The organism is Pseudomonas sp. LS44 (assembly GCF_024730785.1).
Taxonomy (GTDB): Bacteria; Pseudomonadota; Gammaproteobacteria; order Pseudomonadales; family Pseudomonadaceae; genus Aquipseudomonas.
The window spans coordinates 512,948-530,069 of the sequence record NZ_CP102830.1 but is presented as its reverse complement, the minus strand read 5'-3'; the positions used below and the strand labels follow the sequence as shown (position 1 = coordinate 530,069).

At 62.9% G+C, this 17,122-nt stretch carries 14 protein-coding genes; 8 read left to right on the top strand and 6 right to left on the bottom strand.

The genetic code is table 11. The features are described 5' to 3' along the window. Positions 1-11: 11 nt before the first annotated feature. The 8 genes from NVV93_RS02425 (at position 12) to NVV93_RS02390 (ending at position 6,393) form a co-directional block, all read left to right on the top strand. Positions 12-740: a class I SAM-dependent methyltransferase gene (locus tag NVV93_RS02425; RefSeq protein WP_258252871.1), complete on the top strand. Its 729-nt coding sequence runs from the start codon at positions 12-14 to the stop codon at positions 738-740. Next, a complete protein-coding gene (locus NVV93_RS02420; RefSeq protein WP_258252870.1) occupies positions 737-1,231 on the top strand; it encodes a hypothetical protein in 495 nt (164 codons plus the stop codon). Before NVV93_RS02425 ends, NVV93_RS02420 begins: the two co-directional genes overlap by 4 nt. Next, on the top strand, positions 1,231-2,436 hold the full coding sequence (locus NVV93_RS02415) for a beta-ketoacyl-[acyl-carrier-protein] synthase family protein (protein WP_258252869.1): 1,206 nt from the start codon (positions 1,231-1,233) through the stop codon (positions 2,434-2,436). Before NVV93_RS02420 ends, NVV93_RS02415 begins: the two co-directional genes overlap by 1 nt. Next, positions 2,433-2,897, top strand: a complete 465-nt coding sequence (locus tag NVV93_RS02410; RefSeq protein ID WP_258252868.1) for a hotdog family protein — start codon at positions 2,433-2,435, stop codon at positions 2,895-2,897. The genes NVV93_RS02415 and NVV93_RS02410 overlap by 4 nt, the downstream gene beginning before the upstream one ends. Continuing rightward, positions 2,890-3,618, top strand: a complete 729-nt coding sequence (gene fabG, locus NVV93_RS02405) for a 3-oxoacyl-ACP reductase FabG (protein ID WP_258252867.1) — start codon at positions 2,890-2,892, stop codon at positions 3,616-3,618. The genes NVV93_RS02410 and fabG overlap by 8 nt, the downstream gene beginning before the upstream one ends. Further along, positions 3,618-4,844 (top strand): beta-ketoacyl-ACP synthase, encoded by a 1,227-nt coding sequence (locus NVV93_RS02400; RefSeq protein ID WP_258252866.1) that lies wholly within the window; start codon positions 3,618-3,620, stop codon positions 4,842-4,844. The genes fabG and NVV93_RS02400 overlap by 1 nt, the downstream gene beginning before the upstream one ends. A gap of 26 nt (positions 4,845-4,870) precedes the next feature. Next, positions 4,871-5,260 carry a hypothetical protein gene (locus NVV93_RS02395; protein ID WP_258252865.1) on the top strand — a complete coding sequence of 130 codons (390 nt, stop codon included), beginning with the start codon at positions 4,871-4,873 and terminating at the stop codon, positions 5,258-5,260. A 629-nt stretch (positions 5,261-5,889) separates the two neighbouring features. After that, a complete protein-coding gene (locus NVV93_RS02390) occupies positions 5,890-6,393 on the top strand; it encodes a hypothetical protein (protein WP_258252864.1) in 504 nt (167 codons plus the stop codon). Positions 6,394-6,438: 45 nt separating this feature from the next. Here NVV93_RS02390 and hemE read toward each other — a convergent pair whose 3' ends face one another. The 6 genes from hemE to aroK form a co-directional block, all read right to left on the bottom strand. After that, positions 6,439-7,506 carry a uroporphyrinogen decarboxylase gene (gene hemE / locus NVV93_RS02385; RefSeq protein ID WP_258252863.1) on the bottom strand — a complete coding sequence of 356 codons (1,068 nt, stop codon included), beginning with the start codon at positions 7,504-7,506 and terminating at the stop codon, positions 6,439-6,441. Between the two features lie 181 nt (positions 7,507-7,687). Continuing rightward, entirely contained in the window at positions 7,688-9,106 is a 1,419-nt protein-coding gene (locus tag NVV93_RS02380; protein WP_258252862.1) for an FAD-dependent oxidoreductase, read from the bottom strand. 32 nt (positions 9,107-9,138) lie between these two features. Beyond that, complete coding sequence (gene gltB, locus NVV93_RS02375) at positions 9,139-13,584, bottom strand: glutamate synthase large subunit (RefSeq protein ID WP_258252861.1); 4,446 nt, start codon at positions 13,582-13,584, stop codon at positions 9,139-9,141. Between the two features lie 241 nt (positions 13,585-13,825). Further along, positions 13,826-15,436 (bottom strand): AAA family ATPase, encoded by a 1,611-nt coding sequence (locus tag NVV93_RS02370; RefSeq protein WP_258252860.1) that lies wholly within the window; start codon positions 15,434-15,436, stop codon positions 13,826-13,828. A gap of 18 nt (positions 15,437-15,454) precedes the next feature. Beyond that, the gene (aroB, locus tag NVV93_RS02365) at positions 15,455-16,552 is read right to left on the bottom strand and encodes a 3-dehydroquinate synthase (RefSeq protein ID WP_258252859.1); all 1,098 of its coding nucleotides are present in this window, start codon (positions 16,550-16,552) and stop codon (positions 15,455-15,457) included. A 51-nt stretch (positions 16,553-16,603) separates the two neighbouring features. Next, positions 16,604-17,122: a shikimate kinase AroK gene (aroK, locus tag NVV93_RS02360; RefSeq protein WP_258252858.1), complete on the bottom strand. Its 519-nt coding sequence runs from the start codon at positions 17,120-17,122 to the stop codon at positions 16,604-16,606.

Sequence of the window (17,122 nt, the reverse complement as noted above, 5' to 3'; positions counted from 1 at the left end):
AAGGACTTCACATGACCCGCGCCGCCGCCACCTACGTCGAGGAAACCGGCTTCGGTTTCTGGTTCCTGCAGAGCCATGTCTGGCAGCACCACGTGCTGCGCGTGGCGATCAACGACCTGCGTGGCCTGCTCGACGCGCCGCTGCCGCACGCGCCGGTGCTGCTCGACGCCGGCTGCGGCCAGGGCCGCTCGTTCCGCCTGCTGCACGAGGCCTTCGCCCCGGCGCGGCTGATCGGCCTGGACGCCGATCCGCACAGCCTCGCCTGCTCGCGCGCCGAGGCCGAACGCCTGGGCCTTGAGGTCGAGCTGATCGCCAGCGACTGCGCGCAGATCCAGCTGCCCGACGCCAGCGTCGACCTGCTGTTCTGCCACCAGACCTTCCACCACTTGGTCGAGCAGGAGCGCGCGCTGGCCGAGTTCTGGCGGGTGCTCAAGCCAGGTGGCGTGCTGCTGTTCGCCGAGTCGACCAAGTTCTACATCGACACCTGGGTGATCCGCTGGCTGTTCCGCCACCCGATGGAAGTGCAGAAGAGTGCCGAGGAATACCTCAGCATGCTGCGCGAGCAAGGCTTCCAATTCAGCGCGCGCAACGTCTCCTATCCGTACCTGTGGTGGAGCCGCTCGAGCGACTTCGGCCTGCTCGAACGCTGCGGCCTGATGAAGCCGAAGCCGTTCGGCCAGCGCAATGAAACGCTGGTCAACGTGGTCGCGCGCAAACCGCTGGAAGCCGTCGACCGATGATCCGCGCCGCCCTGCTCGGTCTGTGCCTGTTGCTGGCCGCCTGCGCCACGCCAACATCCTTGCCGAGCGCGCTGCCGAACCTGGGGTTGCCGCTGACGCTGCATATCCAGCACAGCGACGGCGCGCTCGCCGAGGATTGGCTGCTAGTGATCCAGACCGAAGATCGCGGCCTGCGCTGGTCGCTGTTCGATCCGCTCGGCGTACCGCTGGCACGTCAGCAACTGCTTGATGCGGAGTGGCACAACGACGGCTTGCTGCCGCCCAATCCGCAGGCCCGCGAGCTATTCGCCGCGCTGCTGTTCGCCCTGACGCCGAGCGCGCAACTGGCGCGCGTCTATCCATCCGCCAGTTGGCAACTGGACGCCGACGGTCAGCGCCGGCTTAACCCACAGTGGCGGATCGACTACCGTGCGCCGTTGGATTTCACCCTGAACCATGCCGCTGGCCCGCGTTACCGGGTCAGCGCGCTCACTCCGCAAGCAGGCTCCTGATGCCCAGTTATCTGAATGCCCTCGGCATCCTGTGCGCCCTCGGCAACGGCAAGCAGGCGGTCGCCGACGCCTTGCTCGCCGGCGACACCAGCGGCATGCAGGCGCAGGACGGCTGGGTGGCCGGGCGCCAGCTGATCGTCGGCGCGGTAGACGCCGCCTTGCCGGCCATGCCCGCCGGCTTTGCCGCAGCCCAGAGCCGCAATAACCAACTGCTGCTGGCTGCCGCCTTGCAGATCGAAGCACCGATCCGCGAGGCCATCGCTCGCTACGGCGCGGCGCGCATCGGCGTGGTCCTCGGCACCAGCACGTCCGGTATTCACGAGGCCAGCCAAAGCATCGCTACCTGGCAGCGTGACGGCCAGCTGCCCGCGGACTATCGCTACGCCCAGCAGGAAATGAGTGCGCCGGCGACCTTCCTCAGCGACTGGCTGCAACTCGGCGGCCCCAGCTATTGCCTGTCCACTGCCTGCACCTCGAGCGCACGCGCCTTGCTCAGCGCCCATCGCCTGTTGCAGCAAGGGGTGTGCGACGCAGTGCTGGTCGGTGGCGTGGACAGCCTGTGCGGGCTGACCCTGAACGGCTTCACCGCGCTGGAAGCGGTATCCAGCGAACTGTGCAACCCGTTCTCCGCCAACCGCCGCGGCATCAACATCGGCGAGGGGGCGGCGCTGTTCTTGATGACTCGAGAGCCGATGACCCGGGACGGCAGCGCATCCATCGCCCTGCTCGGCGGCGGCGCCAGCTCGGATGCCCATCATATTTCCGCCCCGCAACCCGAGGGCCTCGGCGCCCAGACGGCAATGCGCCAAGCGCTGAGCAGCGCCGGCCTGAGCGCCGCGGACATCGACTACTTGAACCTGCACGGCACCGCCACCGCACACAACGACGCCATGGAAAGCCTGGCAGTCGCCGCGCTGTTTCCCGCGGGCGTGGCCTGTTCCTCGAGCAAACCACTCAGCGGCCACACCCTGGGCGCCGCCGGGGCACTCGAAGCGGCCTTCTGCTGGCTGACGCTGAGCCCCTACAATGCCGGACGCTTGCTCCCGCCGCATCGCTGGGACGCAGTGGCCGATAGCCCGCTGCCCTCGCTACAGCTGGTCAAACCGGGCACGCGCCTGGAAAAATCCCACGCGCGGCGGCTGATGAGCAATTCCTTCGCCTTCGGCGGCAGCAACCTGTCGCTGATTCTCGGAGACCTGCAATGAACACCTGGCCGATTGCCGAACTGCTACCGCACGCCGGCGACATGATTCTCATCGATGAACTGCTGCACTGCGCCGAAGAGGAAGTGCAGACCCGTCTGGTCGTGCGTCCCGGCGGTCTGTTCAGCCAGGCCGACGGCAGCCTGCCGGCGTGGATCGGCCTCGAGCTGATGGCGCAAAGTGTGGCCGCCTACGCCGGCTATCAGGCTCGCTTGGCCGGGCAGCCGGTGGAGCTCGGCTTCCTGCTCGGCACGCGCAATTTCCAGTGCAACGTCGAACGCTTCCCGGCGGGCAGCGAGCTGTATATCCGCGGCGTACGCTCGCTGCAGGACGACAACGGCATGGGCGTCTTCGAGTGTCATCTAAACGGCCCGGGCATCCACGCCGAGGCGCGCCTCAACGTGTTCCGGCCGCCGCAGGTGGCCAGTTATCTACAAGAACATCAGGAGTCCGCACATGACTGATCCGATCCTGGTCACCGGCTCCAGCCGCGGCATCGGCCGCGCCATCGCCCTGCGCCTGGCCCGCGCCGGCCACGATATCGTCGTGCATTGCCGCAGCCGCCGTGACGAGGCCGAACAGGTCCGCGCCGAGATCCAAGCGCTGGGCCGCAGCGCCCGCGTCCTGCAGTTCGACGTCGCCGACCGCGCCGCCTGCCGCGCCGCCCTGGAAGCCGATGTCGAAACGCACGGCGCTTACTACGGGGTGGTGTGCAACGCCGGCCTGACCCGCGATGGCGCCTTTCCCGCGCTGACCGACGCGGATTGGGACGACGTGCTGCGCACCAACCTCGACGGCTTCTACAACGTCCTGCAGCCGCTGTGCATGCCGATGATCCGCCGCCGCGCGCCGGGGCGCATCGTCTGCATCACCTCGGTGTCCGGGCTGATCGGCAATCGCGGCCAGGTCAACTACAGCGCCTCCAAGGCCGGCGTGATCGGCGCCGCCAAAGCCCTGGCCATCGAGCTGGGCAAGCGCAAGATCACGGTCAATTGTGTGGCCCCAGGGCTGATCGATACCGAGATCCTCGACGAGCATGTGCCGGTCGAGGAAATCCTCAAGATGATCCCGGTGCAACGCCTCGGCAGCCCCGAGGAAGTCGCCGGCGCAGTGAATTTTCTGATGTCCGAGGAGGCGGCCTACATCACCCGTCAGGTCCTCGCGGTTAACGGTGGGTTGTGTTGATGAAACGAGTAGTAGTCACCGGCATGGCCGGCATCACCTCGCTGGGCAACGACTGGACGAGTCTGGAAGCGGCGTTTCGCGGCAACCGCAGCGGCATCCGGCGGATGGACGAGTGGGACCGTTTCAGCGAACTGAACACCCGTCTGGCCGGGCCGATCGACGACTTCGCGGTGCCCAAGCACTGGACCCGCAAGCAGCTGCGCAGTATGGGCCGCGTCTCGCGCCTGGCGGTGGCCGCTTCGGAGCGCGCCCTGGAGGACGCCGGCCTGCTCGGTGACCCGTGTATCCAGGATGGGCGCATGGGCGTGGCCTGCGGCTCGTCCACCGGCAGCACCGACGAGTTCAAGGCGTTCGGCAACATGTTGCTGAACTCGGTGGCCGACGGCCTCAACGCCAATTCCTACGTGCGCATGATGCCGCACACCACCGCGGCGAATATCAGCATCTTCTTCGGCCTCACCGGGCGGCTGATCCCCACCTCCAGCGCCTGCACCAGCGGCAGCCAGGGCATCGGCTACGCCTACGAAGCGATCAAGTTCGGCCGCCTGCCGCTGATGCTCGCCGGCGGCGCCGAGGAGCTGTGTCCGACCGAGGCCATGGTGTTCGACGCGCTGTACGCCACCAGCCTGAAGAACGACGCGCCGCACAGCACGCCGCGCCCCTACGACAGCGGCCGCGACGGCCTGGTGATCGGCGAGGGTGGCGGCATGCTGGTGCTCGAGGAGCTGGAGCACGCGCTGGCACGGGGGGCGAAGATTCACGCCGAGATCATCGGCTTCGGCAGCAATGCCGACGGCCAGCACATCACCAAGCCGGAACAACTGACCATGCGCGGCGCCATGCAACTGGCGCTGGACGATGCCGGCCTGGCCCCGGCGGCGATCGGCTACGTCAACGGCCACGGCACCGCCACCGAGCAGGGCGATATCGCCGAAACCCTGGCCACCGCCGAGCTGTTCGGCAGCCGCATGCCGATCAGCTCGCAGAAGAGCTTCCTCGGCCACACCCTCGGCGCCTGTGGCGCGCTGGAGTCCTGGTTCAGCATCGAGATGATGAACCGCGACACCTACATCCACACCCTCAACCTCGACGAGGTCGACCCGCGCTGCGGCGAGCTGGACTATCTGCGCGGCGAGGTGCGGCATATGAGCCAGGAGTACGTGATGAACAACAACTTCGCCTTCGGCGGGGTGAATACCTCGCTGATCTTCCGCCGCTGGCACTGACCCCACCCCGGACTAGGGCGTTCCGCATGAAGAAACTTTTCGCCCTGCTGCTCTGCTCCGCGCTGCTCGCCGGCTGCACCAGCAAGCCGCTGCTCAACCCCCACGAGCAGGTGCCGGCCGGCGTTCACGCCGACCAGGCCGTCATGCAGAAGGCCATCGTCGATGCCCTGAACCGCTGCGGCTGGTCGGTGCAACAGGTCACGCCCACCGACATCCGCGCCGCGATCAACGTGCGCAACCGTCATCAGGCACAGATCGCCATCAACTACAGCCCGCTTGATTACCAGATCCAGTACGTCAACAGCAGCGGCCTGGGCTACAAGAGCGGCAAGATCCACCGCAACTACAATCGCTGGGTCGCCAATCTGAGCAACACCATCATCCAGAACCTCGCCACCACGGCCAGCGCGCAATAAGCCCCATCCCGCCAAGGGACTGGAAACTGAACCCTCGCCGCCCTGCCCAGCCTCAGCCAGGCGCGTGACACCACGCACTAGCTGCCGGTCGAGCAGGCGACGCAGTCCGGCAAGCAGGACGGCGCGTGAAGTTCTACCCGGCTGGCAACACGCCAAGCGGCAAGTCTCGGTAATCAACTCGAACATCACCTGTCAGAAAACCAACGGCTTCAACAAGAGCGACGAAGAGCCTGCGTCTAAGTCCTGCAGTCGGCGCTGATCCGTCTGCAGGACGCAGCCGTGGTGAACATCGTCAGCAACTACAGGAACAAGGAGTGCAGGGATAGCGCCAAGTAGGCGTGCCGCGCCTCAGCGATCATGCGGCGTCGCCCTGAAGGGGAAACTCGCCAGAGTCAAATGAGCCTGAGTCATACCCAAAAAAGCCGCCTGCGCGGCCTTTTTTTGTGAGCGAGGCCCGCCCGCTTCGGCGCCGCACAACACGAGCTTTGCGAGCAACTCGCCCGGACGGGCAGTGCCATCAAAACAGTGGCACACCTATCCTCGCCAAACGCCCAATACTGCCGTGCAACGCGACAGTAGCCATGAAGGCTGAGGCGAATCTGCCAATACATAACAAGGAGTGCCACCCTTTGCGTGACGTCAAAACCAAACTCTGCCTATCGCTCGCTCTGTCCCTCAGTCTGCTCTCCGGCTGCGCCAGCATCGTCGGCAACAGCACCTACCCGGTGGCCATCAGCAGCAGCCCGGCCGGCGCCAACTTCGAAATCAAGGATGCTAATGGTCGGCTGATGCACACCGGCACCACGCCAAGCACGGTCAGTCTGAAATCGGGCAACGGCTATTTCGGGCGTGCGCACTACACCATCGCGTTCCAGAAGGAAGGCCATGAACCCAACGAGGTACGTCTGGACTCGGAGCTGAGCGGCTGGTACTGGGGCAACATCCTGTTCGGCGGGCTGATCGGGATGCTGATCGTCGATCCATTGACCGGTGCCATGTACAAGTTGCCGGAGGCCGCGAGCGCCGAGCTGGGCGAGAAGGTCGCCGGCCAGGCCGATGGCAACAGCCTGACGCTGCTGACCCTCGATCAGGTACCGGAAGCGCTGCGCGAGCAGATGATCCGGGTCAACTGAAACGCAAAAGGCCGTCGCAAGACGGCCTTTTTGTTTGCCCCACGCTTAACCGTGATACTGCGCCGACAACTCGTGCACCGCCTCGAGGAAGGCACCGGCGTGCGCCGGGTCGACTTCCGGGGTGATGCCGTGGCCGAGGTTGAACACGTGGCCCGAGCCGTTGCCGTAGCTGGCCAGGATGCGCGCCACTTCGGCACGAATCGCCGCCGGTTGGGCGTACAGCACGGTGGGGTCCATGTTGCCTTGCAGAGCTACGCGATCACCGACCCGACGCCGCGCATCGCCGATCTCGCAGGTCCAGTCCAGGCCCAGGGCATCGGCGCCGCTGGCCGCTAGCGATTCCAGCCAGAGGCCGCCGTTCTTGGTGAACAGGATCACCGGCACCTGGCGGCCGTCGTGCTCGCGGATCAGGCCGCTGACGATCTTCTGCATATAGGCCAGGGAAAACTCCTGATACGCCGCCGCCGAGAGGTTGCCACCCCAGGTGTCGAAGATCTGCACGGCTTGCGCGCCGGCTTTGATCTGCGCGTTGAGGTAGCTGGTCACTGACTGCGCCAGCTTATCCAGCAGCGCGTGCATGGCCTGCGGGTTGTCGTAGAGCATCGCCTTGGACTTGCGGAAGTCCTTCGAGGAACCGCCCTCGACCATGTAGGTAGCCAACGTCCACGGGCTGCCGGAGAAGCCGATCAGCGGCACGCGGCCGTTCAGCTCGCGGCGAATGGTGCGCACCGCGTCCATCACATAGCCGAGGTCTTGTTCCGGATCGGGAATCGGCAGGGCGGCGACATCGGCGGCGCTGCTGATGACTTTCTTGAAGCGCGGCCCCTCGCCGGTCTCGAAGTACAGGCCTTGGCCCATGGCGTGCGGAATGGTCAGGATGTCGGAGAAGAGGATCGCCGCGTCCAGTTGCGGGTAACGATCCAGCGGCTGCAGGGTGACTTCGCAGGCGAACTCCGGGTTCATCATCAGCCGCATGAAGTCGCCGGCCTTGGCCCGGCTCGCACGGTACTCCGGCAGGTAACGGCCAGCCTGGCGCATCATCCACACTGGAGTGACGTCGACAGGCTGCTTGAGCAGGGCGCGAAGGAAGCGGTCGTTCTTCAAGGCAGTCATGGGCAGTGTTCCCAACAATTCGGCAGCAAAAAAGTGCGGGCATTATCGTAGGGTGGATTAGCCGCAGCGCGACGTAACCCACCGCCCACTCACAAAAAGGTGGGCAATTGTCGCAAAGCCCAATGCAAAAGGCACGGCGAGTGCCGTGCCTTTTGTCCGTAGCGGCGATATGCCGCGCGGTTCAGACGTTCAGGTAATCGAGAATCCCTTCAGCAGCGTTGCGGCCTTCGAAGATCGCCGTCACCACCAGATCGGAACCACGCACCATGTCGCCACCGGCGAAGATCTTCGGGTTGCTGGTCTGGTGCTTGAACTGGCTTTGCTCCGGCGCCACCACGCGACCTTGGTTGTCGGTCTGAATGCTGAACTGCTCGAACCACGGCGCCGGGCTCGGACGGAAACCGAAGGCGATCAGCACGGCTTCGGCCGGGATGATTTCCTCGGAACCGGGAATCGGCTCGGGGCTGCGGCGGCCACGGGCGTCCGGTTCGCCGAGACGGGTCTCGACGACCTTGACGCCTTCCACCTTGTCCTCGCCGACGATGGCGATGGGCTGGCGGTTGAAGAGGAATTTAACCCCCTCTTCCTTGGCGTTTTTCACTTCCTTGCGCGAACCCGGCATGTTCTCGGCATCGCGACGATAAGCGCAGGTCACGCTCTTGGCGCCCTGGCGGATCGACGTGCGGTTGCAGTCCATGGCGGTGTCGCCGCCACCGAGAACCACGACCTTCTTGCCCTTCATGTCGACGAAGTCCGCCGCGCTCTTCTCGAAACCGAGGTTGCGGTTGACGTTGGCGATCAGGAAGTCCAGCGCGTCATGCACGCCCGGCAGGTCTTCGCCCGGGAAGCCACCCTTCATGTAGGTGTAGGTGCCCATGCCCATGAACACGGCATCGTACTCGGCGAGTAGCTGCTCCATGGTCACGTCGGTGCCGATTTCGGTGTTCAGGCGGAACTCGATGCCCATGCCGGTGAAGACTTCGCGGCGATGGCTGAGTACGGTTTTTTCCAGCTTGAACTCGGGGATGCCGAAGGTCAGCAGACCACCGATTTCCGGGTTCTTGTCGAACACCACCGGGGTCACGCCGCTGCGCACCAGCACGTCGGCGCAGCCGAGGCCGGCCGGACCGGCACCTATCACCGCGACACGCTTGCCGGTCGGCTTAACCTTGGACATGTCCGGACGCCAGCCCATGGCGAACGCGGTGTCGGTGATGTACTTCTCCACCGAACCGATGGTCACCGCACCAAAGCCGTCATTCAGGGTGCAGGCACCCTCGCACAGACGATCTTGCGGGCACACGCGGCCGCAGACTTCCGGCAGCGTGTTGGTCTGGTGCGACAGTTCGGCGGCGGCCAGGATGTTGCCTTCCGAGACCAGCTTCAGCCAGTTCGGAATGAAGTTGTGCACCGGGCACTTCCATTCGCAGTACGGGTTGCCACAACCCAGACACCGGTGCGCTTGTTCGCACGCCTGCTGTGGCTTGAATGGCTCATAGATCTCGACGAACTCTTTCTTGCGCTGACGCAGGAGTTTCTTCTTCGGATCTTTGCGCCCGACCTCGATGAACTGGAAGTCGTTATTCAGACGTTCAGTCATTACATAACCTCATCAAACTACTTCAGGCGCGATTATTGTGGGTTGGCACGGGTGCTGGAGAGCAGCGAGGCCAGGTTGGCGGCCTTCGGCTTGACCAACCAGAACTTGCGCAGGTAATCGTCCAGGTTCTCCAGGAGATTACGCCCCCATTCACTGCCGGTTTCTTCCACGTATTCGGTCAACACGCCCTGCAGGTGGCTACGGTAAGCCTCCATCGCTTCACTGTTGATCCGCTGGATTTCCACCAGCTCGTGGTTGACCCGGTCGTAGAAGCTGTTGTCCAGATCAAGCACGTAAGCGAAGCCGCCGGTCATGCCCGAGCCGAAGTTGTAGCCAGTCTTGCCCAGCACGCAGACGAAACCGCCGGTCATGTACTCGCAGCAGTGGTCGCCAGTGCCTTCCACCACGGTGTGCGCGCCGGAGTTACGCACGGCGAAACGTTCGCCCGCGGTACCGGCGGCAAACAGCTTGCCGCCAGTCGCGCCGTACAGGCAGGTGTTGCCGATGATGGCCGTGTCCTGAGTCTTGAACGGGCTGCCTTTCGGCGGGGTGATCACCAGCTTACCAGCAGTCATACCTTTGCCGACGTAGTCGTTGGCGTCGCCTTCCAAGTACATATTCAGGCCGCCGGCGTTCCACACCCCGAAGCTCTGCCCGGCGGTGCCGGTGAAGCGGAAGGTGATCGGCGCGCTAACCATGCCCTGGTTGCCGTGGGCACGGGCGATTTCGCCGGACACCCGTGCGCCGATGGAGCGGTCGCAGTTGCAGATATCCAGGGCGAACTCACCGCCGCTCTTGGTGGCAATGGCATCTTTAGCCAACTCGACCATCTGCTCGGCAAGCAAGCCCAGGTCGAACGGCGGGTTACGGTCGACTTCGCAGAACTGCGGCTTGTCGGCCGGAATATGGTCACTGCCGAGCAGCGGGGTCAGATCCAGATGCTGCTGTTTTTCTGTCTCACCAGGCAGCATTTCGAGCAGATCGGTACGCCCGATCAGTTCGCCCAGACTGGGCACGCCCAGCTTGGCCAGCCACTCGCGGGTATCTTCGGCGACGTAGGTGAAGTAATTCACCACCATGTCGACGGTGCCGATGAAGTGGTCCTTGCGCAGCTTGTCGTTCTGCGTGGCGACGCCTGTGGCGCAGTTGTTCAGGTGACAGATGCGCAGGTACTTGCAGCCCAGAGCAACCATCGGGCCAGTACCGAAGCCGAAGCTTTCGGCGCCGAGGATCGCCGCCTTGATCACGTCGAGGCCGGTCTTCAGGCCGCCGTCGGTCTGCACCCGTACCTTGCCGCGTAGGTCGTTGCCGCGCAGAGTCTGGTGGGTTTCGGCGAGGCCGAGTTCCCACGGGCTACCGGCATACTTGATCGAGCTCAGCGGCGAAGCGCCGGTGCCGCCGTCGTAGCCGGAGATGGTGATCAGGTCGGCATAGGCCTTGGCCACACCGGCGGCGATGGTGCCGACGCCGGCTTCCGCGACCAGCTTGACCGAGACCAGCGCCTGCGGGTTGACCTGCTTGAGGTCGAAAATCAGCTGTGACAGGTCTTCGATCGAGTAGATGTCGTGGTGCGGCGGCGGCGAGATCAGGGTCACGCCAGGTACCGCATAGCGCAGACGAGCGATCAACCCGTTGACCTTGCCACCGGGCAGCTGGCCACCTTCGCCGGGCTTGGCGCCCTGAGCAACTTTGATCTGCAGCACTTCGGCGTTGACCAGGTACTCCGGGGTCACACCGAAACGGCCGGTGGCCACCTGCTTGATCTTCGAGCTGCGCACGGTGCCGTAACGGGCCGGGTCTTCGCCGCCCTCACCGGAGTTGGAGCGGCCACCAATACGGTTCATCGCCTCGGCGATGGCTTCGTGGGCTTCCGGCGACAACGCGCCAAGGGAAATACCCGCAGCATCGAAGCGCTTGAAGATCGACTGCAGCGGCTCGACCTGATCGACCGACAGCGGTTGCTCAGCCAGCTTGACCTGCAGCAGGTCGCGCAGCATCGATACCGGACGGGTATCAACCAGCGCCGCATATTCCTTGTACTTCTCGTAGCTGCCCTGCTGCACAGCGGCTTGCAGGGTGTTGACCACGTCGGGGTTGTAGGCGTGGTACTCGCCACCGTAGACGAACTTGAGCAGGCCACCTTGCTGGATCGGCTTGCGATTGTTCCAGGCCTCGGCAGCCAGGAGCTTCTGCTCGCTTTCCAGATCGACGAAGCGCGCGCCTTTGAGGCGGCTGGCCACGCCACGGAAGCTCAGGCTGACTACATCCTCTGACAGGCCGACGGCCTCGAACAGCTGCGCACCGCGATACGAAGCCACGGTGGAGATGCCCATCTTCGAGAGGATCTTCAGCAGGCCTTTGGAAATGCCTTTGCGGTAATGTTTGAACACTTCGTCCAGATCGCCGAGCACTTCGCCGGTACGGATCAGATCGGCGAGCACTTCATAGGCGAGGAACGGATAGATCGCCGACGCGCCGAAGCCGAGCAGCACCGCATAGTGGTGCGGGTCGCGGGCGGTGGCGGTCTCGACCAGGATGTTGCAGTCGCAACGCAGGCCTTTCTCGGTCAGGCGATGATGCACCGCACCGACCACCAGCGAGGCATGCGCCGGCAGTTTGCCCGGAGCGATATGCCGGTCGGTCAGGATCAGCTGGCTCTTGCCGGCGCGCACCGCTTCTTCGGCCTGATCGGCCATGTTGCGCACCGCGGCTTCCAGGCCAACGCTCTCGTCGTAGTTGAGATCGATGATGTGGCGCTCGAAACCCGGACGATCCAGGGTCATCAAGGCGCGCCATTTGGCCGGGGAAATCACCGGCGAGCTGAGGATCACTCGGCTGGCATGCTCGGACGACTCGCTGAAAATATTGCGCTCGGCACCCAGGCAGATTTCCAGCGACATGACGATCGCTTCGCGCAGCGGGTCGATCGGCGGGTTGGTGACCTGCGCGAACTGCTGGCGGAAGTAATCGTACGGCGAGCGAATGCGCTTGGACAGCACGGCCATCGGCGTGTCGTCGCCCATCGAACCAACGGCTTCCTGGCCTTGTTCGGCCAATGGCCTCAGCACCTGATCACGCTCCTCGAAGGTGACCTGGAACATCTTCATGAATTGCTTGAGCTGGTCGGAGTCGTAGCTCGCCACGCCCTGATCATCGGCGAGAGTCGCCTGGATGCGCACGGCATTCTGGCGCAGCCACTGCTTATAGGGGTGCCGCGACTTCAGACGGTTGTCGATGTCGTCGGTGCTGAGCACCTGGCCGGTTTCGGTATCCACGGCCAGAATCTGCCCTGGACCGACCCGACCCTTGGCGATCACGTCTTCGGGCTGGTAGTTCCACACGCCGATTTCCGAAGCCAGGGTGATGTAGCCGTTCTTGGTGGTCACCCAGCGCGCCGGGCGCAGGCCGTTGCGATCGAGCAGGCACACCGCATAGCGACCATCGGTCAGCACCACACCGGCCGGGCCATCCCACGGTTCCATGTGCATGGAGTTGTATTCGTAGAACGCGCGCAGATCGGCGTCCATGGTCTCGACGTTCTGCCAGGCTGGCGGAATGATCATGCGCACGCCGCGGAACAGGTCGATGCCGCCGGTGACCATCAGCTCGAGCATGTTGTCCATGCTCGAGGAGTCGGAACCAACCCGATTGACCAGCGGGCCGAGCTCTTCCAGGTCCGGAATCAGCTCGTTGGCGAACTTGCTGCGTCGCGCCAGCGCCCAGTTGCGGTTGCCGGTGATGGTGTTGATTTCGCCGTTGTGGGCGAGGAAACGGAACGGCTGCGCAAGCGGCCATTTCGGCAGGGTGTTGGTGGAGAAACGCTGGTGGAACACACAGATGGCCGTCTGCAGACGCTCGTCACCCAAGTCCGGGTAGAACTGCTGCAGGTCGGCCGGCATCATCAGGCCTTTATAGATGATGGTCTTGTTGGAGAAGCTGCAGATGTAGTGATCGGTGTCGGCGGCATTGGCCACCGAAGAACGACGCCGCGCACTGAACAGCTTGATGGCGAACTCTTGGTCGCTAAGACCTTCGCCACCAATGAAGACTTGTTCGATCTGCGGCAAACGCTCCATCGCCAGACGGCCGAGGACGCTGGTATCGATCGGCACCTGACGCCAGCCAACCAATTGCAGGCCGGCGGCGAGAATTTCGCGATTCATGTTTTCGCGGGCGGCGTCCGCCTTGGCAGCGTCCTTATTCAGGAAGACCATGCCTACGGCATATTGCTGGGGCAATTCGGCGCCAAAGCAGTCTTTGGCCATAGCGCGGAGAAACAGGTCCGGCGTCTGGATCAGCAGACCACAGCCATCGCCGGTCTTGCCGTCCGCATTGATCCCACCGCGGTGGGTCATGCAGGTCAGAGCCTCGATCGCTGTTTGCAACAGGTGATGGCTCGCCTCGCCCTGCATATGGGCGATCAGGCCGAAGCCGCAGTTATCCTTGAACTCATCAGGATGGTACAGACCTGCTTTCATAGAGACTCTCACCAGGGTGCCTCTTACAAGGCAATTGCTTTCTAATTCAATCACTTACCAAACGCGCAGGACTATGCGCCAGCTTTGCGCAGGCAAAAGGGGGATCATTGTACACAGCTGTTTAGGGGGTCACAAACCCCCGCACGGCGATTGCGCGACACCTTATGTCGCTTAAATGGAAGGATGGCACTACGCGGTCATGCTATTGACCGCGCAGTCATCTTCCCGCACTCGAGTGCAATTAGCGCGCCTGCGCTTCCTGCTGGATGCTGGCAAAACTGCGGGGCCACGGCTTGCTGGCCTGCACCTTCGCCGGAAGGCTCTTGATGGCCGCCATCGCCGCATTGCGCGTCGCGAAATTGCCGTAGGTGACTACGTACAGCGGCTGGCCTTGGTGCACTTTTTTGAAGTAGTGGTATTCACCGCCTTGTTGGCGGACAAAGTCCCTGGCACTGCCTTCCGAACGCGTGCCCAGTACCTGCAAGGCAAAGTTACCCGCCGGCTGCTGACGGAACCAATTCGATCCTGCAGGGATAGCCGCCGAAGCCACGGCAGTTTTCTCTGCAGGTTTTGCTACAGGCTTGGCGGCTGGTTTCTCGACAGGTTTGGGCGCTGCAACAGGAGCAGGTTTTACTGCCACTGCGGCTGCCGGTGCTGGGGCGGGCGCTGTCGGTGCGGGTGCTGGCGCAACTACCGCAACGGGCGGCGTCGTTGGCGCTACTACTGGCGCCACAGCAACTGCCGATGGCATCGGCGGAGCAAGCGGCTCGGTCAAAGCTGCCTCTTCGCCATCAGCCTGACCCGCCGCCTGCGCCAGCGGCTCGCGAATGACTGGCTGCGCCTCGCCCACTAACGGCAACGGCAATGGCTGGCTGCCGCCGGCAAACTCAATAGCCGGCCCGGCTTGCGAAGCTCCCTCCTCACTCGCTGCGACAACCGGTGCCAGCGCAGCAGCCTCAGGCGACAATTCAGTGGCAGGCGGCACGCCAGGTTCTTCGCCCTTGCCGCCCTTCATCAGCCACGCACCACCGACCACCAAGACGACCAATGCCAACGCCAGCACATGCTTTATCGGTAGTTTCATGGCAAACCCAGGCGATTGCGTCGCACCACGCTGAGCCAACATCGTTTCGATTAGCGTATCGCGCGCAGTTTGATTGATCAGCCCAGGCCAGCCAGCCGACTGCTGATGTATCTCCCCCACTTGTTCATCGGATAAAACCTCAATACCGCTTCCGGCACCCTCCAAGCGCTGAGCGAGATACTCCCGGGTTTCGTCCTCACTGTAGGGTTGCAATTCAATTGCGTGAAAACGCTCCTCACCATCGCTGAGCAGCTCCAAACGCGGCAACAACGACGAATGCCCAAACAAAAACACGTGCGGACGGCCTTCGCCACCACCTGCCGCCAACGCCATCAACGTATCGAGCGCTGATTCATCGGCCTGCTCGGCATCGTCCACCAGCAAGTAGACCTCCTGCCCCATCAACGCCAGCTGAGCCACTTGAGCAAGAATTGCCCGGACTTCCGATTGCGCCGAGCTCAGCCCTTGAGCGACCTGACGCAGCAGGCTGCCAGCATCCATACCGCCGCGCGCCGAAATCACAACGCTTTGCACCGCCTGCTTATTGGTGCTGGCAACCAGCGCCTGGCGCAGCAAGGTCTTGCCACTGCCTTGCGGACCAGTCACCGCCAAAAGAAGCTGGCTGTATCGCGCTAAATGATGCAGCTGCCCCAACACCGGCTTGCGTTGCGCAGGGAAAAATTTGAACCCGGGAACTCGGGCTGCAAATGGATCATGACTGAACTGGAAATGGCTTAGGAACGTTTCGTCGGCATGCAAACTGGTCATGGCGTTCTCAATTAATTTTCAAAGCTGAGCCACCAGCGCACGGTAATCCGTAGCCAAGGTGGCATCTAGAATTTCGCGAGGGAAGTCGCCAGTGACGATGGCATCCCCGATCTGGCGGAGCAGTACCAGACGCAAACGCCCACCCTGCACCTTCTTGTCTACCGCCATGTGTTTGAGGAAGTCTTCCGGAACCATTTCTTCCGGCGGCACCACCGGCAGTCCCGCTCGCTGGAACAAACGAACCGCCCGATCACGCTCAGCAGCGGTAATCCAACCCAAACGCCTAGACATTTCCAGCGCCATCACGGTTCCGGCCGCCACCGCCTCGCCATGCAGCCAAACGCCATAGCCCTGGTGGGTTTCGATGGCATGACCAAAGGTATGGCCAAGATTCAGAATCGCGCGCAATCCCGACTCACGCTCATCCACTCCGACAACCTGGGCCTTGGCAGCACATGAGCGCTCGATTGCCACGCTCAACGCCTGCTGATCAAGCGCACGCAGCGATTCGATATTGCTTTCCAGCCAGGCAAGGAACGGCTCGTCACAAATCAGACCGTATTTGATGACTTCAGCTAGCCCGGCCGACAGCTCGCGCGGCGGCAGGCTAATCAGACTCGCGGTATCGATCAGCACAGCCTTCGGCTGATAGAACGCGCCGATCATGTTCTTGCCCTGCGGGTGATTAATACCGGTTTTACCCCCCACCGACGAATCAACCTGCGACAGCAGCGTAGTCGGGACCTGGATGAAATCGACACCACGCTGATAGCACGCAGCCGCAAAGCCAGCCATATCTCCAACTACCCCGCCACCCAAGGCAATTACAGTTGTGCTTCGCTCGTGGCGCGCGCTCAGTAACCCGTCAAAAATCAACTGCAGGGTTTCCCAATTTTTGAACGCTTCACCATCAGGCAGAACCACAGTCGCCAACTCAAAACCTTGCAATGCCTTCGTGAGCTTGCCGAGGTAAAGAGGAGCTACCGTTTCGTTGGTTACGATGGCGACTTGGTGCCCAGAGATATGCTGGGTGAGCAGTTCAGCCTGGGCCAACAGCTGCGCTCCGATATAAATCGGATAGCTTCGTTCGCCAAGCTCGACTTGAAGAGTTTGCATGCGGCCCCCGCGCTAAAAAGGGCACTAGGATAACGCAATTCCGCCGCGGCTTTAACGCGGCGGAAGCGCCTGGAGACGTTCGAGGATTTCCTGGACAACCATGCGAGGCGGGCGCTCATCGGTCTCGATGATAATATCTGCAATTTCGCGGTACAACGGATCACGGATTGCCATCAGCTCACGGAGCACTCGCCCCGGATCTCCAGTTCGCAAAAGAGGTCGATTGCGATCCCGAGAGGTGCGGTCAATCTGCTGCTCCACCGAAGTATGCAGATAGACAACACGGCCACCTGCATACAGGGCATCGCGGTTGTCCTGCCGCAATACCGCTCCCCCACCAGTAGCCAAAACAACGCCATCCTGCTCGCAGAGTTCAACCAGAACGGCATGCTCTCGCTCCCGAAAACCCTGCTCGCCTTCTACATCAAAAATCCAAGGAATGTTTGCCCCGGTTCGCTGCTCAATTTCCTTATCGGAATCTTTGAAGGGCAATCGGAGCTCTTTGGCCAACAGGCGCCCGATGGTGCTTTTTCCAGCGCCCATCGGGCCAATCAAAATCAAATTCTGCAC